Below are 19,216 nucleotides of genomic sequence, written 5' to 3' on the forward strand. Positions count from 1 at the left end.
AGCGGCGGCTCTCCGTTTCTTCCTCTGCAACCGCCTACCGAGTTAGCTGACGGGTTCGGGCTGGGAAGACTGGCCCTATCCCCTGCACACCGGCGAGCCGGCCCTACAGAGGAACTCACCCCAGGACTGCGGTGGGTCCCCGGTTCACCCTCCGGCGCCCGTGCGGACACCGTCGGAAGATTCGGCGGTGTTCAGCCGAGGTCCCCCGTGTGCGGGCGACGACCACCCGGCCGAACGGCGACGACCCTACGACCGTGATCCGGTCGTGACAAACCGGGGACCGTGGGACGAGTGTGACGAAAATCGCGCCGAACCCAGCGCGCCTCGCGGGATCCGGGCAGGTTCGCGGGTATTCGCGCGTGCACCCACGTGGCGAAAGCCACGATCGGGTGAACGGTCAGCCGGTGCGGCGGTCGGCACCCGGGCCGTCGTCCGGGGCGCCCCGGTGCCGCAGCGGGGGCACCAGACCGACCTCGGCCAGTGCGCGCACGGCCCGCCGCTCGACGTCGTCGAACTCGACGACGACCCCCGGCGGCGGCACGACGACGTCCTCCGCCGTCGTGGGCCCGTCCCCGAGATCAGGGCCGGCCGCCGACAGCCAGGCCTCGCGGGGGGAGCGTGTGCGCGCCGGCATGGCCACCACCACCGGGTCGACGCTCTGCCAGCCCGGGGGTGCGCCGAGCAGGACGGTGACGACGCAGTCGGCGCAGCCGGTACCGCGGGCGGTGCAGGTGTCGCAGTCGATGAGCATGTCGGTTCTCCTCCGTGAGTCCTCCGCACGGTAGGAGCGACCACCGACATTTCTCCGGGACACGGCAGACGGCACGGGCGTCAGGTCCCCGCGTACTCCCAGTGCCAGGGCTCCTCGCGTCCCCTGCCCGGGTCCGCCCAGGTGGGGTGCAGGAACCCGAACCGGCCGGCGTTGGCGGTCATCCACGAGTACGGGGAGGTGCCGAAGGACTCGATGCCGCCGCAGAGGTCGACGGCCAGACCCCACCCGTGGTTGCTCGTCCCGGGCACCGCCGCCAGGGCCGGCTTCTGGCCGTAGAGCCTCACCTGGCTGGCGTAGGCCCGATAGGAGTCGGTGATGCAGATCGGCACTCCGAAGGCGGCTTCGAACGCGGCCGACATCGCCCGGTAGGCCGCTGCGGCGTCACACCGCATGGAATGGCCCGCCGGGCCCAGGGGGCACATCGCGCTCGGCGGGATCAGCCCGTTGGGATACCCACCCCAGGAACGCGCGCCGTCGAAGGTCGGGGGGTAGACGGTGTTGCCGCACTCCACCCGGAGGGCGCCGCCGCCGGGTTCCGGGGCGGCGACGGGCGGCCGCTCACCCAGGCTGGGTCGTCCGACGCCCAGGACCTGGTCGGCGGGCAGGGTGCGGACGACGACCGCGCCCGCCCGCGCGTCGGCGGCCAGCATCGTCCGGGGGTCCAGGGCGATGCCGACGTGCCCGAGGCCCGACTCCCCCGATCCCAGGAACACGAGGTCTCCGGGCAGCACGTCGGGCGGCGCGACCGGGGTGGTGACGGCGAAGAGACCGGCCTGGTCCGCCGGCAGCGCGATCCCGGCGGACCCGTACACCGACTGCACCAGCGAGCCGCACGCCCACGACTCCGGCCCCGCGGTCCCGGGCGCGTACGGCAGACCCAGCTCCCCCATGGCGGCGGTGACTGCGGCGAGCGTCTCCGCGGGCAGCACGAGGAGCGAGGTGGGCTGACGCGGCAGCTGGGCGGCCCCCCGCTGCGCGCTGCCGTCGCTCGCCGCGACGGGAGCCAGACCCTCGGGGAGACCGGACGGTGAGCTGCGCAGCGCGGCCGCCGGCGGGGCGACGACACCGGCCGCCGTGAGTCCGTCGAGGTAGGCCTGCCAGTTGGCGGCCGTCTGGGTGTTCACGTCGACCTGCTCCTGCTGCAGCAGGGCCAGCTGCCGGTCGACCTCGCTCAGCACCGCGTCCAGCTCGTCGGTGACGGCGCTCGCGGCCGCCTCGAGCTCGGCCATCCGCGCGGCGACCTCGTCGGCTCGCGACCGAGCCTCCGCCAGTGCGGCCTCGGCACGTCCCCGCTCCGCGAGGGCGGCCTGGCGCTGGGCCTCCGCCACCCCGATCACCTCGGCGGCGTGGGCGTCGACGACGTCCAGGAACCCCATGGCGGCGAGCACCTCGCCCGGATCGCCGCCGGACAGCAGCAGGGTGAGCGGCGTGACCGCCCCGCCGTCCCGGTAGACCGCGGCCGCATAGCCGGCGACCGCCTGCTGGTGGACCGCCAGCTCCCCCTCGGCACCGGCGAGCGCCGCCTCGGCCGCCTGGACGGCGGCCTCCGCCTCGGCCATGGCATCCCGGGCGGCCGCGATCTCCGCCTGCTGCGCCTGCAGTCCGGCCTGGACCTCGGCCGCGCGTTCCTGGAGCCGGTCCAGGGCGCGGCTGTCCAGCACGCCCGAGGTGCCACCGGGCTGGGGGCTCGGAGCGGCGTCGGCGGATCCGGCGAGCGGGACGGAGACCGTCACCACGGCGAGGGCGGCGAGGACGGCGCGGGCCGCCGTCCCTGGGACGCGCTGCCGGGAGCGCGGGAACATCGGACCACCTCTGCGATCGGGGCGCCGTCGCCCACCGGAGCAGAATGGTGTCCTTCCGACCGGAGAACCGCCAGGTGAGGAGGCGCGATTCGTTCTCCGGTGCGGCCGGGCCGCCCCTTCCGGGGGACCCCCGCGGGGGCAGGGCGGACCCGGGTCCCCGGCGCGGCATCACAAGAGTGTCATTACCCCGACCTACCGTCCGCCCGTGCCCTCCTCCCCTCCCGTTCCGCGTCCCGACACCCGGCGCCACGAGGGAACGGAGCGGTACGAGCAGGTCGCGATCGACGATCTGGGCACCGCCCTGGCCGACGTCACGTTCGTCGTCGTGGACCTCGAGACGACCGGGGGCTCCCCCAAGGACAGCGCCATCACCGAGATCGGCGCGGTCAAGGTGCGCGGGGGTGCCGTCCTCGGCGAGTTCCAGACACTGGTCGATCCCGGGTGCGCGATCCCGCCCTACATCAGCGTGCTCACCGGCATCACCTCGACGATGGTGGCCGCCGCGCCCCGGATCGGCGCCGTCCTGCCGGCGTTCCTGGAGTTCGCCCGCGGCACGGTCCTGGTCGCGCACAACGCGCCGTTCGACCTCGGGTTCCTGAAGGCGGCCTGCGCCGAGAACGGGATCGCCTGGCCGGCCACGGCATCGGTGGACACCGCCGTGCTGGCCCGCCGGCTGCTCAGCCGCGACGAGGTGCCCAACTGCAAGCTGGCGACCCTGGCGCCCTACTTCCGGGCCAGCACCTCCCCCACGCACCGGGCGCTCGACGACGCCCGCGCCACCGTCGACGTCCTGCACGGTCTGTTCGAGCGCCTCGGGCCGCTCGGCATCACCTCGCTCGAGGAGCTCACCGGGCTCACCCGGCAGGTCGATCCCGACCGCTTGCGCAAGCGGCACCTCGCCGACGCGGTGCCCCGCGGCCCGGGCGTCTACCTGTTCCGGGGGCCGCGCGACGAACCGCTCTACGTGGGGACGTCGAACGATCTGCGCAGCCGCGTGCGCAGCTACTTCTCCTCCAGCGAGCAGCGGAGCCGGATCACCGAGATGGTGGCGCTGTCCCAGCGGGTGGACGCGATCCCCTGCGCGCACGACCTCGAGGCCGCGGTGCGGGAGCTGCGGCTCATCGCCGAACACAAACCGCGGTACAACCGCCGCTCCCGGTTCCCAGAACGCGCCCTGTGGGTGCGGCTGACGGAGGAGCCCTTCCCCCGGCTGTCCGTCGTGCGGCGGGTGCGCCCCGGGTCCGGGGTCTTCCTCGGTCCCTTCCCCGACCGGCGCGCCGCGGACGCCGCCGTGGCCGCGGTGCACGAGTCCCTCCCGCTGCGGCAGTGCACCACCCGGATCTCACCCCGGGTCCACGGCACCGCCTGCGCGCTGGCCGGCATGGGCCGGTGCGGCGCCCCCTGCACGGGAGCGCAGTCGGTCGACGAGTACGCATCCATCGCGGCGGTCTTCCGGGCCGCCGTCGATCATGACCCGCGCGCCGTCGTCGCCCCGCTCCTGGCCCGGGTCGACCGGCTCGCCGCCGCGGAGCGCTACGAGGACGCGGCGGTGCTCCGGGACCGGATCGCCGTCCTCGTCCGGGCCGTGCGCCGCCGCCAGAGGCTCGAGTCCCTCGCTGCCGTGCCCGAGCTCGCCATCGCCCGGCCCGACGGCACCGGCGGCTGGCACCTCTCGGTCGTGCGCCGTGGCCGGCTGGTCGCCGCCGGCGGCGCGGCCCACGGCAGCTCCGTGCGCGCGACGCTGGCCGGCCTGCTCGCGACGGCCGAGACCGTCGCCGGGCCCGACGACGAGGCAGCGGCCTCCGTCGACGAGACCGAGTTGGTACTGCGGTGGATGGAGAAGCCGGGCACCCGGCTGGTGGAGCTGACCGGCACCCTGGCGTGCCCGGCGCCGGGCACCGGGGCCTACAACCACTTCCTCGACCAGGTGGAGGACGGGCGCACCGGGCGGGACCCCTTCGCCGACGGCCGCTCCCTGGGCACCCGGGCCCGGCCGGAACGGGTGCGTCCGGGCGTGGCCGCCCACGTGCGGCCGCCGATAGCATCGCGGACGTGATCACCGCCATCGTCATGATCGACGCCGCCACCGATTCGATCGACGAGGTGGCGGCTGCCGTCGCCGATCTCGAGGGGGTCAGCGAGGTCTACTCGACGGCCGGAGAGGTCGACCTCATCGCCATCGTGCGGGTCCGCGAGTTCGAGCAGGTGGCCCAGGTGATCGCCGGACGCATCAACAAGGTGCCGGGCGTCCTCGACACCGAGACCCACATCGCCTTCCGCGCCCACTCCCGGCACGACCTCGAGGCCGCGTTCGCGATCGGCTTCGAGACGGCGGACTGACCCCACCGTCCGGAACGGGCAGGACGAGCGACCTCAGGCGCGCGCCAGCCGGCTGACGGTCACCCAGCGCTCCAGCAGCGCCTCGGCCCGGCCGTCGTCGACGGCCTCCGCCGCCCGCGCGAGGCCGGCGGCGAGCCCGTCGTGCAGCCGCTGCGCCCGCTCGTCGAAGGCCACCAGGGCCGCCGCCGCGTTCAGCAGTACTGCGTCACGCACCGGACCGGGCTCACCGGCCAGGAGGCGACGGAAGACGTCCGCGTTGAACGCCGGATCGCCACCGCGGAGCGCACCGGGCTCGGGCACCGCCAGGCCGAGAGCCGCGGGATCGACCCGGTCGGGCTCCACCTCCCCGTTGCGCACGACCCACACCGACGACGTGGTCGCCGTAGTCAGCTCGTCCAGGCCGTCGTCGCCGCGGAACACGAGGGCTCGTGCGTCGCGCCCGGCGAGCACCGAGGCGAGGACGGGGGCCATGCGCGCGTCGGCACAGCCGACTGCTGCCGCCACCGGGCGGGCGGGGTTGGTCAGCGGGCCGAGGAAGTTGAAGACGGTGCCGATGCCCATCTCCCGGCGGGTGGCGGCCGCGTGCCGCATGCCGGGGTGGAACACCGGCGCGAAGAAGAAGCCGATCCCCGCCTGCTCGACGCACCGGGCGACGGCGGCGGCCGGCAGGTCGATGACCACTCCGAGGGCCTCGAGCACGTCCGCCGCGCCCGAGGACGACGACGCGGCGCGGTTGCCGTGCTTGGCGACCGGCACGCCGGTGGCGGCGGTGACGACGGCCGCCATGGTCGAGATGTTCACCGTGTGCGCGCCGTCGCCGCCGGTGCCGACGATGTCGACGCTCGCGCGCGGGAGGGAGACCGGCGTCGCCTGCTCCAGCATGCTCGCGGCGAGGCCGGCGACCTCCTCCGGCGACTCCCCCTTGGCCCGGAGGGCGACGACGAACCCGGCGATCTGCGCGGACGTGGCCTCGCCGGTCATGACCTCGCGCATCGCCCAGGCGGTGTCGGCCGAGGAGAGGTCCTCGCGGGCCAGCAGGCGGTTGAGCAGCCTGGGCCAGGTCGGGCGGGCCGGCGGGGCGCTCACCCGTGGCTCACCGGCGGACGGCGGGACGGCTCGCCTGCTCCCGCAGCAGCTCCGCCACGACGCCCGGGGCGACGAGCGGGTCCACCGGGAGCGGCAGGGTCGCCTCGGCGCGCGACCAGTGGGCGAGCCAGCGGTCGGCCTGCCGGGCGATCAGCACGCACACCGCGGGACGGTCGTGCACCTCCTGGTCCATCTGCCGGGCGAGCGCCAGACCCCCGACGGGCTGCGACTCCCCGTCGAGGATGCACAGGTCGACGCCCCCGCGGTCCACGGTGGCGATGACCTCGTCGCCGGTCGAGCACTCGATCCACGTCACGGGACCCACGTCCGCGGCGGGACGACGGCCGACCGCCGTCCGCACGGCGTCACGAACCTCGGGCCGGTGGCTGTAGACCAGAACGCTGGCCGGGACGGCGGTGGTCAGGGCATCGCTCACCCGGTCGACCCTAGTGGCACCGGCCCCGGTTTCCCCGGCACGGAGGGGGCGACGGTAAAGAGACGGTCTCGTTGCCGCCACGCCCGTCCCACCCGCGGTCGTGACGACCCCCCACCGATGCCATGATGACCAACGTGACAGCAGCCCCCGTGGCGAGCAGCGCCTTCGACACCTCGCGGGTGCACTCCCTGACCCGACCGAACATGGTCAGCGTCGGCACGATCATCTGGCTCTCGAGCGAGCTGATGTTCTTCGCCGGACTGTTCGCCATGTACTTCACCGCGCGCGCCCGGTCCCTGGAGGGCTGGCCGCCGGAGCCCACCGAGCTGAACCTGCCCTACGCAACGGTCTTCACCCTGATCCTGGTGGCGTCGTCGTTCACCTGTCAGTTCGGGGTGTTCGCGGCGGAGCAGGGCAACGTCTACGGCCTCCGGCGCTGGTTCGCCCTGACCTTCGTCATGGGCTTGACCTTCGTGCTGGGCCAGGCGTTCGAGTACGTGCAGCTGGTCGAAGAGGGCACGACGATCTCGTCGTCGACCTACGGCTCCGTCTTCTACATGACGACGGGGTTCCACGGCCTGCACGTGATCGGCGGGCTGATCGCCTTCATCTTCCTGCTGATCCGCTCCACCATGGGCCGGTTCACGCCGGCCCAGGCGACCTCGGCCATCGTGGTCTCCTATTACTGGCACTTCGTCGACGTCGTCTGGATCGGGCTGTTCGCCACGATCTACCTGATCAAGTAGGGGACCGGTGTCCATTCCGAACCCGCACGCCGAGGCTCCGCTCGACGACGCCTCCGGGACGGCTCCGGTGCATCCTGCTGCCCGGGCCCGAGCCCGCCGCCGGTCGAAGCAGCGCCGCGGGCTGGCCAACGTCGCCGGCCTGCTGACGGCCCTCGTCCTGACCGGCGCCGTGTACTCCGTGTTCGCGCCCGCCCAGGCCGCCGACGACGGTCCCTCGGAGTCGGCCGCCGAGGCTGCCGGGCGCGAGCTGTACGAGACCAGCTGCATCTCCTGCCACGGCGAGAACCTCGAGGGCGTCCCGGAGCGCGGCCCGTCCCTCATCGGCGTCGGTGAGGCAGCGGTCTACTTCCAGGTGCACACCGGCCGCATGCCGCTGGTCCGCCAGGAGGCCGACGCGGCGGACAAGCCGGCGGTCTTCTCCGACGAGGAGATCGACCAGCTGATGGCCTACGTGCAGGCCAACGGTGGCGGTCCGACCCTGCCGGGTGGCGACCTCCGCGACGGCGACCTGGCCGAGGGCGGCGAGCTGTTCCGGCTCAACTGCGCCTCCTGCCACAACTTCGTCGGCCAGGGCGGCGCCCTGAGCTCGGGCAAGGCCGCCCCCAGCCTGGAGGACTCCAACGACCTGGAGATCTACACGGCGATGCTGACCGGACCGGAGAACATGCCGGTCTTCGGTGACAACCAGCTCACCCCCGACGAGAAGCGCGCCATCGTCAACTACGTCCAGACCATCGACGACCAGGCCGACCCCGGTGGCGCCGGCATCGGCCGGATCGGCCCGGTCGGTGAGGGCCTGGTGATCTGGGTCGTCGGCATCGGCGCCCTGATGTTCGGGATCTTCTGGATGGGGAGCAAGGCGTGAGCGGGCTCGCGAGCTCACCGTCGGAGAGAGCACCCCTGGGAACGCTGACGACGAGCGTCAGCGAGGAGGCAGCGTGACCACGCACGACACCCGCCCCGGTTCGACCGGCGGTGCGGACGTTCCGGGACCGCTGTACGGCGGACCGGACGACGACTACACGCCGGAGCAGCTGGCGGCGATGAGCCGTGAGGACCTCGACCGGCTCGGCGCCCGCTACGACGGTGTCGAGATCCTGCACGTGGACGCCGGCCCGGAGCCGGGATCCCGACTGGAGAAGCGGGCGATCCGGCAGGTCGGGTTGACCTTCACCCTCGCCGGCGTCTTCGCCTTCCTCTTCGTGCTGGTGTACGTCGGCTCGGGCTGGTTCCTGCCCGACTGGCACTGGGAGATCAGCGAGGGCGGCTGGAGCGCGCTGTTCACCCCGCTCCTCGGGTTGCTCATGGGGCTGTCGCTGCTGTGCGTCGGCGTGGGCCTGGTGCTCTTCACCAAGAAGCTGCTCCCGCACGAGACGGCGGTCCAGGACAAGCACGACGGCTCGCACTTCGACCGGGTCACCGCCGGCGCCACCCTCGTGGGCGGCTGGCACAACAGCGGCCTGGCCCGCCGCAAGCTGATCACCCGGTCCCTGCTCCTCATGGGCGGTGGGGTCGGGCTCATGCTGATCATGCCGCTGGGCGGCATGATCAAGAACCCGAGCAAGGGCAACCCGCTCGGCACCACCAACTGGGCCGACGGCGTCCGCCTGCTCCGCAACGACGGGACGCCGATCCGGCCCGGCGACCAGGAGCCCGGATCCCTGGAGACGGTCTTCCCGGCCGTTCCCGGTGGCAACCGGCAGGCCGACGCCGCGACGATGCTGATCCGCCTCCGCCCGGAGCAGGTCGAGTCGCTCCGCCCGCGCGAGGGGCACGCCGACTTCGCGTACGGCGAGTACGTCGCCTACTCCAAGATCTGCACGCACGCCGGCTGCCCGGTCTCCCTCTACGAGCAGGAGACCAGCCGCATCCTGTGCCCGTGCCACCAGTCGCAGTTCGATGTCACGCAGGGTGCGAAGCCCGTCTTCGGCCCGGCGACCCGGGCGCTGCCGCAGCTGCCCCTCGGTCTCGACGACGAGGGCTTCTTCGTTGCGCGCAGTGACTACATTGAGGCCGTAGGCCCCACCTACTGGAACCGGGAGCGCATCTGATGGCTCGCACCGCCACCCTGCCGGGCGCACCGACCACGAAGCTGGGCAAGGCCGGGTACGAGCTCGACGACCGGATGCTCGTCTCGCCGTGGCTGCGGCGGACCCTCAACAAGGTCTACCCCGACCACTGGTCGTTCCTGCTCGGGGAGATCGCGCTCTACTCGTTCCTCATCCTGTTGCTGTCGGGCACGTACCTGACGTTCTTCTTCGACGCGTCGATGCGCGAGGTCGTGTACGAGGGCTCCTACGCGCCGCTGCGCGGCGTGGAGATGTCCGCGGCCTACGACTCGGCCCTGACGCTCTCGTTCGACGTCCGTGGCGGCCTGTTCATGCGCCAGCTGCACCACTGGGCTGCGCTGCTCTTCGTCGCCGCGATCGTGGTGCACCTGCTGCGGGTCTTCTTCACCGGCGCGTTCCGCCGTCCCCGGGAGACCAACTGGCTGCTCGGCGTCGTGATGATGGTCCTCGCCCTGCTCATGGGCGTCACGGGCTACTCGCTGCCCGACGACCTGCTCTCCGGCACCGGCCTCCGCATCATCAGCGCGATCCTGCTGTCGGTCCCGGTGATCGGCACGTGGGCGCACTTCGCGGTCTTCAACGGCGACTTCGTCGGTGAGGAGATCATCGGACGCTTCTACATCGTCCACGTGCTGCTGATCCCCGCGATCCTGCTGGCGCTCATCGGCCTGCACCTGCTGATCCTGGTCAAGCAGAAGCACACCCAGTTCCCCGGCGCCGGCCGTACCGAGCACAACGTGGTCGGCAACCGGCTCTTCCCCACCTTCGCGGCGAAGGCGACCGGCCTGATCTTCGTGGTCTTCGGCGTCTGCGCGTTGCTCGGTGGCCTGGTTCAGATCAACCCGATCTGGCTGTGGGGGCCCTACAACCCGGCGCAGGTCTCCGCGGCCTCCCAGCCCGACTGGTACATCGGCTTCCTGGACGGGTCGACCCGGATCTTCCCCGCGTGGGACATCAACCTGCCCGGCGACTACAACGTGCCGGCGCTGTTCTGGCCGACGGTCGTCATCGCCGGCGCGATGTTCACGGTCCTCGCCCTGTACCCGTTCATCGAGCGGAAGCTCACCGGCGACACCGCGTCCCACCACCTGCTCCAGCGCCCGCGCGACGTCCCGGTGCGGACCTCGCTCGGGGCGATGGGCCTGACCTTCTACATCTGGCTCATGGTCGCCGGCGGCAACGACGTCATCGCGGACAAGTTCGACATCAGCCTCAACGCGATGACCTGGGTCGGCCGGATCGGCGTGGTCATCCTGCCGCCGCTGGTGTACGTGCTCACCTACCGCATCTGCCTCGGTCTCCAGATGCACGACCGCGAGGTGCTCGAGCACGGCATCGAGACCGGCGTCATCCGGCGTCTTCCCCACGGCGAGTTCATCGAGGTCCACCAGCCGCTGGGCCCGGTGGACGCGCACGGGCACGGCACGCTGGCCTACGGCGGGGCCCCGGTGCCCAAGCGGATGAACCACGTCGGCGGTGCCCGCCGGGCGATCCGCGGGTTCTTCTCCCCGATCGAGGAGCCGGCGCAGGTCGAGCTGGAGCAGCGGGCCGAGGGTCGCGGACTGGCCGCCGGGGAGGAGCGCGAGCTCACGTCCTCCGGTCGCCCGATCGACACCGGGCGACCCTCCGACGGCGGACGCCCGCAGGAGCCGCGCGACTGACGGCTCCGTCCCGTACAGCAACGTCGCAGGGCCCCGGTGGAATGCCACCGGGGCCCTGCTGCATGTCGGGTACGCCTCGCGCGCCCTGGCCGCTGCTGGAGCATCGCTCGCGCTCCGGTAGCCGGTCCCCGCGCCGGACCCGGGTCAGTCGCGGCGGACCGAGGCCAGCGCCCCGGAGATCGCGCGGTGGAGCCGCTCGACCAGACGCTCCACGGGGCTCGGCTCCGTGTCGGCGGGCAGCGGGTCGGAGGGCGTCAGCACCCACAGGAACAGGTAGACGACGACGCCGGATCCCCCGGCGAGGGTGAGACCGACGAAGCCGACCCGCCACAGCACCGAGTCGATGCCGCTGTAGTCGGCGAGACCGCCGCAGACCCCGCCGATCATCCGGTCGGTCCCGCTGCGGCGCAGCTGCGGACGGATGGCCGGACCGGCGGGGGTCGGCGGCTGCTGACCGGTGGACGAGGAGTCGGACGGCGGGGCGGGAAACGGTGCGGATGTCATGGCTCGAAGCCTGCCGGGCTCCGGCGGCGCCGCCCATCGGGGAACACCCGGATCCGTCCCTGGTTCCGCACTCCGGCATGTCCCCGGGTCGGGACGGTGCCACGGGAGGCGGAAACGCCGAGGGCCCCTCCCGCCGGCCGGCGGAAGGGGCCCTGGGGCAGGCGCGGAGAGATCAGCTCTGCGTGGCGTTCTGCCCCACGTAGTACTCGAACAGCAGGCCACCGATGGTGATCAGCAGCGCGGCGGCCGCGATCAGGATCAGCCACGAGTAGAAGAAGGCCAGGGCCAGACCCATGAGGGCCGCCGACGCGGCCAGCGCGACCGGCCAGTAGCTGCCCGGGCTGAAGAACCCGAGCTCGCCGGCGCCGTCGGCGATGTCGGCGTCCTTGCGGTCCTCCGGGCGGGCGTCGATACGGCGGGAGACGAACCAGAAGAACCCGCCGATCAGGCCGGTGAGGCCGCCGGAGAGCACCAGGGCCGTCGTCCCGATCGGCTCGCGGGACCAGACCCCGTAGACGGCTCCGGCGACCAGGCAGAACACCGCGATGAGGTTGAAGATGAGCGCCTCGACCTTCACGGCCGTGCCTCCTCGTGCGTCGGGACGATCAGGGTCCGGGAAGCGGAGATGTCAGCCACCGCTGGAGGTGTTCTGCAGGTTCTCGAACGGCGAGGTCGTGGTCGACTCCCCCGGCTGGTCGATCTCCTCGAGCGCCTCGCGGGTGTCCAGGCCGGACTCACGGGCCTCGAGGTACGCGTCGTAGTCCTCCCCGGAGACCGCGCGGACCTCGAAGTTCATGTACGCGTGGTAGGTCCCGCACAGCTCGGCGCAGCGCCCGACGTAGGCGCCCTCCTCCTGGACGGTGACCTCGAAGACGTTGTCGCGGCCGTTCTCGTTGCCCGGGATGACGTCGAGCTTGAAGAGGAACTGCGGAACCCAGAACGAGTGGATGACGTCGGCTGAGGCGACCTCGAAGCGGATCGTGCGGTCCGTCGGCAGCACGAGGATCGGGATCTCGGTGCTGTTGCCCACCGTGTAGACCGGCTCGCCGTCCTCCCCCTCGGTCTCGGGGTAGACGAACTGCCAGTTCCATTTGAACGCGTTGACCGCGATGGTCTCGTCGGGGTTCTCGCTGCGCTCCATCACCCGGTTCTGGACGACCACGGTGTAGAAGAACAGCGCCGCGATGATCAGGAACGGGACGATCGTGTAGACGATCTCCAGCGGGAGGTTGTACGCCGTCTGCTTCGGCAGCTCGTCGCCGCGCTTCCGGTGGCGGACGACCGACCAGAGGATCAGCGCCCACACGGCGATGCCCACGATCAGGGCGGCGATGACCGACCCCGTCCAGAGCTCCCGCATGTACTGGGATTCCTCGGTGATCCCCTCGGGCCACCCGAAGCGCCAGAACTCGTTGTTGGGCATGCTGCAGCCGGTGAGGGACAGCACCCCCAGGAGTCCGAGCGCGGCCAGCCGCGCGAGCCTGCTGCCTCGAGCCACTGCTCGCTGCCTCCTCGTCCTCCGTCCGGGTGCCCGGACGGTCCTCCCAGCTGGTCGTCCACCGGTCACGGCGGACGTCGTGCCCGCTGGTGACAGTGTGGGGCGAGACTAGCCGACCCCGCACGGCGGCCGACCACCGGAGATCCCTGACGGCGGGTCGTCCCCGCGGCTCCTGCCGCGGCCGGTGCGTCGGTGACGGCGGTTAGAGTCGGAGCGTGTACTCGAGGCTGCTGACCCCGCGCTGGATGCTGCTGCATCTGCTGGTGGCGGCACTGTTCGTGGCCACCTTCTTCCTCGGCTACTGGCAGCTCACCAAGGCCGAGGCCGGCGGGGGCGCGGTGAACTGGAGCTACGCGCTGCAGTGGCCCCTCTACGGCTTCATGGGGCTCTGGTTCTACCTGCGCATGGTCCGGATCGAACTGCACCGGCACCCGGACGACGACGAGCCGGGCAACGCCGTCGTCCTCTACCAGCGCCCGCGCATCGACACGACGGGAGACCCGGAGCTGGCCGCCTACAACGCCTACCTCGCCGAGCTCAACGAGCGGGCACTCGGACAGCGGAGCGCGGGCAATGGCCGCTGAGCGCACCACGCAGGCCCGCGACTCGGAGCAGGCGATCGCCGCGGCGCTGCAGCGCTACCGCGTCATGGCCAACGTCGTCGGCGTCCTCCTGATCCTGCTGGTGGTCGTCGCCGTCCCCTTGAAGTACCTGGCCGGCATGCCGACGCCGGTCACCGTGCTCGGCACCTCGCACGGCTGGCTGTACTTCCTGTTCTTCCTCTCCGCCGTCGACCTGGCGCTGCGGGCCAAGTGGAGCCTCAAGGGGGCGGTCGCCGCCCTGGTGGCCGGCACCGTCCCGTTCCTCTCCTTCGTCGCCGAGCGCACCGTGACCCGCAAGATGCGCGCCGGCGAACGCGTGTGACCGACCTCCGGACCCGGGCTCCGCGCCTCTCCCCCACCCCGAGCCCTTCCCCGACCCCGAGGACCTGCGCCTGATGTGTGGCCTGCTCGCCTACCTGTCCACCGACGCCGACCGCGTCGACGACGCCACGGTCACCGGCGTGCGGGAGGCCCTGCACTGCATGCGTCACCGCGGTCCCGACGAGAACGCGGTGTGGTCGGACAGCCGGGCGGTGTTCGGGTTCAACCGGCTGTCCTTCATCGACATCGAGCACAGCCACCAGCCGATGCCCTACGCGGACGGCCGGTACCGGATCGTCTTCAACGGCGAGATCTACAACTACGTCGAGCTGCGGGAGGAGCTGATCGCGGCCGGGGCGGAGCTCGCGACCCAGGGTGACACCGAGACGATCGTCGCGGGCTACCACCTGTGGGGCGAGGACGTCGTGACGCGGCTGCGCGGCATGTTCGCGTTCGTCATCTGGGACACCGTCACGAACACCGCCTTCGGCGCGCGCGACCCGTTCGGCATCAAGCCGCTGTTCACCACGCGCCTCCCGGACGGTGGCCTGGTCTTCTCCTCGGAAAAGAAGGCGCTGCTCGAGCTGCTCGGCGGCAGCAAGGCCGCGGGCGACGTCGACGGGGCCTCGTTGCAGCACTACCTGACGCTGCAGTACGTCCCCGAGCCGGCGACCCTGCACCAGGGCATCCGGCGGATCGAGAGCGGCACCACCTTCACCGTGGTGGACGGCGAGCTGCACACGAAGCGCTACTTCCACCCGACGTTCCCCATCCGCCCGGTCGCGAAGAACGAGCGCCAGGCGCTCTACGACCGGATCGCCGACGTCCTCGACGACTCGGTCCGCGTGCACATGCGCGCGGACGTCACCGTCGGCGCCTTCCTCTCCGGCGGCATCGACTCGACCGCCATCGCCGCGCTGGCCAAGCGCTACAACCCCAAGCTCATGACCTTCACGACCGGGTTCGAGCGCGAGGGCTTCTCCGAGATCGACGTCGCCGCCGAGTCGGCGGCGGCGATCGGGGTCGAGCACATCACCAAGGTCGTGACCGCCGACGAGTTCGCGGCCGCGATCCCCCTCGTCGTCTGGTACCTCGACGACCCGGTGGCCGACCCGGCCCTGGTGCCGCTCTACTTCATCGCGCGCGAGGCCCGCAAGCACGTCAAGGTCGTCCTCTCCGGTGAGGGCGCCGACGAGCTCTTCGGCGGCTACAACATCTACCGGGAGCCGCTGTCGCTGGCGGCGTTCGACAAGCTGCCCATGGGCCTCCGCCGGGCGCTGGGCCGGCTCTCGACGCAGCTGCCCGACGGCATGCGGGGCAAGGACCTGCTGCGCCGGGGGTCGATCCCGCTCGAGCAGCGCTACTACGGCAACGCGCGGATCTTCCGGGACGACGAGCTGGGCTTCCTGGAGCGCCGCGACCCGGACCTGTCCCACGTGGCGGTCACCGCGAAGCTGTACGAGCGGACCCGGGCGGCGGGCTACGACGACGTCACCGCGATGCAGTACGTGGACCTGTTCACCTGGCTGCGCGGGGACATCCTGGTCAAGGCCGACAAGATGACCATGGCCAACTCGCTGGAGCTGCGGGTGCCGTTCCTCGACCCCGAGGTCTTCGCGGTCGCGAGCACGCTGCCCGTCGGCCAGCGGGTGACGAAGGAGACGACGAAGTACGCGCTGCGCCGGGCGCTCGAGCAGATCGTGCCGCCGCACGTGCTGAACCGCCGCAAGCTCGGCTTCCCCGTGCCGACGCGGCACTGGCTGGCCGAGGGCCTGCACGACTGGGCCCGGCAGGTCGTCGAGGAGAGCCAGACCGACGAGTGGCTCGACAAGAAGCAGGTCCTGGCGATGCTGAGCGCCCACCGGGACAACCAGCGCAGCGGCTCGCCGGTCGACTACTCGCGCAAGCTCTGGACGCTGCTGGTCTTCATGATCTGGCACGGCATCTTCGTCGAGGAGCGGATCACCCCCGCCGTGCCCGACACCGTCTACCCCGTCCGGATCTGAGTGCGGGGACGTCGATCATCGGCTTGTTGCCGCCCGCGCCGGCGTGCCGGGGCGTGTCGGCGGCAACAGCGCGATGATCAACTCGGCGCTGCGGCCCGAACGCGACGACGCCCGGCTCCCCTTCTCGGGGAACCGGGCGTCGTCGGTCGGCTACGTGCTCAGCTGAAGCTGTCCCCGCAGGCGCAGGAGCTGCCGGCGTTGGGGTTGTCGATGGTGAAGCCCTGCTTCTCGATGGTGTCGACGAAGTCGATCGTCGCGCCCCCGAGGTACGGGCCGCTCATCCGGTCGACGATCACCTCGACGCCACCGAACTCGTAGGTCTGGTCGCCGTCGAGGAACCGCTCGTCGAAGAAGAGCTGATAGCGCAGCCCGGAGCAACCGCCGGGCTGGACGGCGATGCGCAGGCGGAGGTCGTCGCGACCTTCCTGGTCCAGCAGCGCCTTGACCTTCGCGGCCGCGGGGTCGCTCAGCACGACGCCCGTGGTGGTGGTGGTGTCCTGCACCGACATGTTTGTGGTCCTCCCAGATCCCAGGTGCCCGCTGCGGCACGAACTGCAACGGACCAACACCGCCGGGGCGGTAGCTCTTCCCTGCCGCCGCCCACTGTACGGCTCGGCCGGCGAGTTCCCGGGCCTGCTGTGTCACACACGTAGACTTCTGGCTCGTGAAGCTCCGCCTGCCCGGCCGCCGCGACCGCGCCGAGACGTCCGCCACGACCGCTCCGGACGCCTCGGCGGACCTGACCGAGCAGCTGGTGCGCGCCTCCGGCAAGGGCCGGCCCACTCCCAAGCGCAGTGAGGCCCAGGGACGCCGCCCGGGTCCGCCCCCTCCCCCGCCGACCACGCGGAAGGAGGCCTACAAGCGGATGCGCGCCCAGCAGGCGGACCGACGGGCCCAGACCCGCCTCGGTGCGGCCCGTGGGGACGAGGCCTACCTGCCCGCCCGCGACCGCGGCCCGGTCCGCAAGCTGGTCCGCGACGTCGTCGACTCGCGGCGCAACATCGGCAGCCTCTTCCTCGCCGTCGCCGGCGTGGCGCTGATCGGCACGTTCGTCCCCAGCGTCGCGCTGCGGAGCTACGCGAGCTTCCTGCTGTTCGGCTTCTTCCTGCTGCTCGTCGTCGACTCGTTCGTGCTGGGCCGGCTGATCAAGCGCAAGATCGCCGAGCGCTTCCCGGACGGGTCGCAGAAGGGACGCGGCGCCGTCTGGTACGGGATCACCCGGGCCACGATGATCCGCCGCTGGCGCTTCCCCAAGCCCGAGGTCCCGGTGGGCGCCAAGCTCTGATCCCGCGCCGGACTACCGTCCGGTCCCGTGGAATTCAGACGCCTCGGCCGCTCCGGCCTGACCATCTCCGAGATCGCCTACGGGAACTGGCTCACCCACGGCAGCCAGGTCGAGGAGGACGCCGCGCACGCCTGCGTGCGGGCGGCCCTCGACGCCGGGATCACCACCTTCGACACCGCCGACGTCTATGCGGCCACGAAGGCCGAGTCCGTGCTGGGGCGGGCGCTGGCCGGGCAGCGCCGTGAGGGGCTGGAGATCTTCACCAAGGTCTACTGGCCGACCGGTCCCGGACAGAACGACCGCGGGCTGTCCCGCAAGCACATCACCGAGAGCTGCCACGCCTCGCTGCGCCGGCTGCAGACCGACTACGTCGACCTCTACCAGGCCCACCGGTTCGACGAGACCGTTCCGCTCGAGGAGACGATGACGGCCTTCGCGGACCTGGTCCGGGCCGGCAAGGTGCTCTACATCGGGGTGTCGGAGTGGCGGGCGGAGGAGATCGCCGCCGGCGCCGCCCTGGCCCGCGAGCTCGGCGTCCAGCTGATCAGCAACCAGCCGCAGTACTCGATGCTCTGGCGGGTGATCGAGGACGAGGTCGTCCCGACGTCGGAGCAGGAGGGCGTGTCCCAGATCGTCTGGTCGCCCCTGGGCCAGGGCGTGCTGACCGGGAAGTACCAGCCGGGACAGCAGCCGCCCGCCGGCACGCGCGGCGCCGACCCCGACGCCGGCCGGTTCATCCAGCGCTTCCTCACCGACGACGTCCTCACGCGGGTGCAGCAGCTGCGCCCGATCGCCGACGACCTCGGGCTGACCATGGCGCAGCTGGCGGTCGCCTGGGTGCTGCAGAACGCCAACGTGGCGGCCGCGATCATCGGCGCCACCCGCCCGGAGCAGGTGCACGACAACGTCAAGGCGGCCGGCGTGACCCTGGACGTGGACGTGCTGAAGCGGATCGACGAGGCCCTCGGCGACGTGGTGGAGCGGGATCCGGCCAGGACCGCCCGCGGCTGAGCGACACAGCTCCGCAGGGGGACCGGACGGCTCCGCCGACAGGCTGCCGCCGTCCGGGCCGGCCCACGGTCCGGACGGCGCCGGCCTCAGGGGGCGGCGAGCCCCATGGGGCCGTAGACCTCCGTGTCGCCGTCGAACAGGGTGACCGTGGCGACCCCGCGGTCGAGCAGCTCGCGCCAGTTCTCCCCGAGCCAGGACTCGGCGTCCCCCTGGTTGTCGGACTCGGGCGGCTCCACCCCCAGCGATGCGGGGTCCAGGGTCGTTCCGGCCGCGTCCTCGAGGCGCCAGTGCCAGCTCATGGGTGCAGGCTAATGACCGGCGGTCGGACGGCCGGCCGGGTGGTCGTTCCCGCGATGTGACCCGACCGGCGGATTACCGCAGCTCCACGGGGGCATGGCACTGCATCGACCCGTCCAGCGGAGGACCGATGACAGCGGCACCACCCCGGCACCCGGCAGCCGACCAGAACCCGGGAACGGCCCGATGACCGGATCGTCGGACCCGGCGACCATCCAGGCCGAGATCGAGGCCACCCGCGCCCGGCTGGGCCGGACGGTCGACGAGATCAGCGCCCGTCTCGACGTCCGCGCCCATGCGCGGGAGAAGGCGTTCGTCGCCCGGGACACCGTGGTGGAGACCTACCGGGAGAGCCCGCCGGTCGTCATCGGCGGGGCACTGGCCCTGATCGGACTCGTGGCCGGTCTGGTGGTCTGGCGCAGGAAACGTACGACTCGGAGGAGGAAGCGTTGAGCAAGAAGACCACGCGCAAGGGGCCCAAGAGCAAGGGCGCCAAGCTCGCCTACCGGCCCATCGGCCTGGCGGCCGGGATCCTGGCCGGCCTGGTGTCCGGCGCAGTGTTCAAGCAGATCTGGAAGCACGTCTCGGATGCCGAGGACGCGCCGTCGGCCCTGCAGAGCGAGTACCGGATGCGCGAGGTCGTGATCGCGGCCGCGTTGCAGGGCGCGATCTTCGCCGCCACCAAGGCCGCGATCGACCGGGCGGGTGCCCGCACCTGGACCAAGCTGACCGGCTCCTGGCCCGGCGACTGACGAGGTGACCGGCCGGGACTCGCCGTCC

Annotated in this window: 23 protein-coding genes and 1 riboswitch; of the genes, 14 read left to right on the forward strand and 9 right to left on the reverse strand. The window is 72.0% G+C overall.

From position 1 onward, the window contains the following. Positions 1-15: 15 nt before the first annotated feature. Positions 16-197, reverse strand: a riboswitch (cyclic di-AMP (ydaO/yuaA leader). 200 nt (positions 198-397) lie between these two features. Both E4P39_RS00200 and E4P39_RS00205 read right to left on the reverse strand, forming a co-directional pair. Then, positions 398-751, reverse strand: coding sequence for a hypothetical protein (locus tag E4P39_RS00200; protein ID WP_135134337.1), 354 nt, complete (start codon positions 749-751; stop codon positions 398-400). Positions 752-831: 80 nt separating this feature from the next. Then, positions 832-2,574: a M15 family metallopeptidase gene (locus tag E4P39_RS00205; protein ID WP_135134338.1), complete on the reverse strand. Its 1,743-nt coding sequence runs from the start codon at positions 2,572-2,574 to the stop codon at positions 832-834. 205 nt (positions 2,575-2,779) lie between these two features. On the opposite strand from E4P39_RS00205, the gene E4P39_RS00210 reads away from it, so the two are divergent. Both E4P39_RS00210 and E4P39_RS00215 read left to right on the forward strand, forming a co-directional pair. Further along, complete coding sequence (locus E4P39_RS00210; RefSeq protein WP_135134339.1) at positions 2,780-4,630, forward strand: DEDD exonuclease domain-containing protein; 1,851 nt, start codon at positions 2,780-2,782, stop codon at positions 4,628-4,630. Further along, on the forward strand, positions 4,627-4,914 hold the full coding sequence (locus E4P39_RS00215; protein ID WP_135134340.1) for an Lrp/AsnC ligand binding domain-containing protein: 288 nt from the start codon (positions 4,627-4,629) through the stop codon (positions 4,912-4,914). Before E4P39_RS00210 ends, E4P39_RS00215 begins: the two co-directional genes overlap by 4 nt. A gap of 33 nt (positions 4,915-4,947) precedes the next feature. On the opposite strand, the gene trpD is transcribed toward E4P39_RS00215, so the two are convergent. Together trpD and E4P39_RS00225 are read right to left on the reverse strand one after the other, a co-directional pair. Then, entirely contained in the window at positions 4,948-6,000 is a 1,053-nt protein-coding gene (gene trpD, locus E4P39_RS00220; RefSeq protein WP_135134341.1) for an anthranilate phosphoribosyltransferase, read from the reverse strand. Positions 6,001-6,007: 7 nt separating this feature from the next. After that, positions 6,008-6,436: a hypothetical protein gene (locus E4P39_RS00225; protein WP_209306266.1), complete on the reverse strand. Its 429-nt coding sequence runs from the start codon at positions 6,434-6,436 to the stop codon at positions 6,008-6,010. A gap of 125 nt (positions 6,437-6,561) precedes the next feature. Here E4P39_RS00225 and E4P39_RS00230 point away from each other — a divergent pair, with 125 nt between their 5' ends. The 4 genes from E4P39_RS00230 (at position 6,562) to E4P39_RS00245 (ending at position 10,912) form a co-directional block, all read left to right on the forward strand. Then, positions 6,562-7,182, forward strand: a complete 621-nt coding sequence (locus tag E4P39_RS00230) for a heme-copper oxidase subunit III (RefSeq protein ID WP_245159523.1) — start codon at positions 6,562-6,564, stop codon at positions 7,180-7,182. Between the two features lie 7 nt (positions 7,183-7,189). After that, a complete protein-coding gene (locus E4P39_RS23080; RefSeq protein ID WP_135134343.1) occupies positions 7,190-8,047 on the forward strand; it encodes a cytochrome c in 858 nt (285 codons plus the stop codon). A 73-nt stretch (positions 8,048-8,120) separates the two neighbouring features. Continuing rightward, positions 8,121-9,233: a Rieske 2Fe-2S domain-containing protein gene (locus E4P39_RS00240; protein WP_135134344.1), complete on the forward strand. Its 1,113-nt coding sequence runs from the start codon at positions 8,121-8,123 to the stop codon at positions 9,231-9,233. Beyond that, positions 9,233-10,912, forward strand: a complete 1,680-nt coding sequence (locus E4P39_RS00245) for a cytochrome bc complex cytochrome b subunit (RefSeq protein WP_135134345.1) — start codon at positions 9,233-9,235, stop codon at positions 10,910-10,912. The genes E4P39_RS00240 and E4P39_RS00245 overlap by 1 nt, the downstream gene beginning before the upstream one ends. Before the next feature lie 144 nt (positions 10,913-11,056). Here the strand turns inward: E4P39_RS00245 and E4P39_RS00250 are convergent, their stop codons facing one another. The 3 genes from E4P39_RS00250 to coxB all read right to left on the reverse strand — a co-directional run bounded on the left by E4P39_RS00250 (position 11,057) and on the right by coxB (position 12,914). Continuing rightward, complete coding sequence (locus E4P39_RS00250) at positions 11,057-11,416, reverse strand: PspC domain-containing protein (protein ID WP_135134346.1); 360 nt, start codon at positions 11,414-11,416, stop codon at positions 11,057-11,059. A 172-nt stretch (positions 11,417-11,588) separates the two neighbouring features. Then, complete coding sequence (locus E4P39_RS00255) at positions 11,589-11,993, reverse strand: cytochrome c oxidase subunit 4 (protein ID WP_135134347.1); 405 nt, start codon at positions 11,991-11,993, stop codon at positions 11,589-11,591. A 51-nt stretch (positions 11,994-12,044) separates the two neighbouring features. Beyond that, positions 12,045-12,914 (reverse strand): cytochrome c oxidase subunit II, encoded by an 870-nt coding sequence (coxB, locus tag E4P39_RS00260; protein WP_135134348.1) that lies wholly within the window; start codon positions 12,912-12,914, stop codon positions 12,045-12,047. A gap of 215 nt (positions 12,915-13,129) precedes the next feature. On the opposite strand from coxB, the gene E4P39_RS00265 reads away from it, so the two are divergent. The 4 genes from E4P39_RS00265 (at position 13,130) to E4P39_RS23085 (ending at position 16,009) form a co-directional block, all read left to right on the forward strand. Beyond that, positions 13,130-13,498 (forward strand): metalloprotease, encoded by a 369-nt coding sequence (locus E4P39_RS00265; protein WP_135134349.1) that lies wholly within the window; start codon positions 13,130-13,132, stop codon positions 13,496-13,498. Then, positions 13,488-13,838: a DUF3817 domain-containing protein gene (locus E4P39_RS00270; protein ID WP_135134350.1), complete on the forward strand. Its 351-nt coding sequence runs from the start codon at positions 13,488-13,490 to the stop codon at positions 13,836-13,838. Before E4P39_RS00265 ends, E4P39_RS00270 begins: the two co-directional genes overlap by 11 nt. A 73-nt stretch (positions 13,839-13,911) precedes the next feature. Then, the gene (gene asnB / locus E4P39_RS00275; protein WP_135134351.1) at positions 13,912-15,843 is read left to right on the forward strand and encodes an asparagine synthase (glutamine-hydrolyzing); all 1,932 of its coding nucleotides are present in this window, start codon (positions 13,912-13,914) and stop codon (positions 15,841-15,843) included. A gap of 43 nt (positions 15,844-15,886) precedes the next feature. Beyond that, complete coding sequence (locus E4P39_RS23085) at positions 15,887-16,009, forward strand: hypothetical protein (protein ID WP_280790769.1); 123 nt, start codon at positions 15,887-15,889, stop codon at positions 16,007-16,009. Here the strand turns inward: E4P39_RS23085 and E4P39_RS00280 are convergent. Beyond that, on the reverse strand, positions 16,002-16,352 hold the full coding sequence (locus E4P39_RS00280) for an iron-sulfur cluster assembly accessory protein (RefSeq protein ID WP_135134352.1): 351 nt from the start codon (positions 16,350-16,352) through the stop codon (positions 16,002-16,004). The two genes, E4P39_RS23085 and E4P39_RS00280, sit on opposite strands and share 8 nt — an antisense overlap. 155 nt (positions 16,353-16,507) lie before the next feature. Here E4P39_RS00280 and E4P39_RS00285 point away from each other — a divergent pair, with 155 nt between their 5' ends. Together E4P39_RS00285 and E4P39_RS00290 are read left to right on the forward strand one after the other, a co-directional pair. Further along, positions 16,508-17,128 (forward strand): DUF3043 domain-containing protein, encoded by a 621-nt coding sequence (locus E4P39_RS00285; protein ID WP_135134353.1) that lies wholly within the window; start codon positions 16,508-16,510, stop codon positions 17,126-17,128. A 27-nt stretch (positions 17,129-17,155) separates the two neighbouring features. Beyond that, positions 17,156-18,139, forward strand: a complete 984-nt coding sequence (locus E4P39_RS00290; RefSeq protein WP_135134354.1) for an aldo/keto reductase family protein — start codon at positions 17,156-17,158, stop codon at positions 18,137-18,139. Between the two features lie 86 nt (positions 18,140-18,225). Here E4P39_RS00290 and E4P39_RS00295 read toward each other — a convergent pair whose 3' ends face one another. Then, entirely contained in the window at positions 18,226-18,438 is a 213-nt protein-coding gene (locus E4P39_RS00295; protein WP_135134355.1) for a hypothetical protein, read from the reverse strand. Between the two features lie 184 nt (positions 18,439-18,622). Between E4P39_RS00295 and E4P39_RS00300 the strand changes: the two genes are divergently transcribed. After that, positions 18,623-18,889, forward strand: a complete 267-nt coding sequence (locus E4P39_RS00300; protein ID WP_245159524.1) for a DUF3618 domain-containing protein — start codon at positions 18,623-18,625, stop codon at positions 18,887-18,889. Continuing rightward, positions 18,886-19,188 carry a DUF4235 domain-containing protein gene (locus E4P39_RS00305; RefSeq protein WP_135134357.1) on the forward strand — a complete coding sequence of 101 codons (303 nt, stop codon included), beginning with the start codon at positions 18,886-18,888 and terminating at the stop codon, positions 19,186-19,188. Before E4P39_RS00300 ends, E4P39_RS00305 begins: the two co-directional genes overlap by 4 nt. The last annotated feature ends 28 nt before the right edge of the window (positions 19,189-19,216 follow it).

Origin of the sequence: Blastococcus sp. CT_GayMR19 (assembly GCF_004570385.1) — a bacterium.
Lineage (GTDB): Bacteria > Actinomycetota > Actinomycetes > Mycobacteriales > Geodermatophilaceae > Blastococcus_B.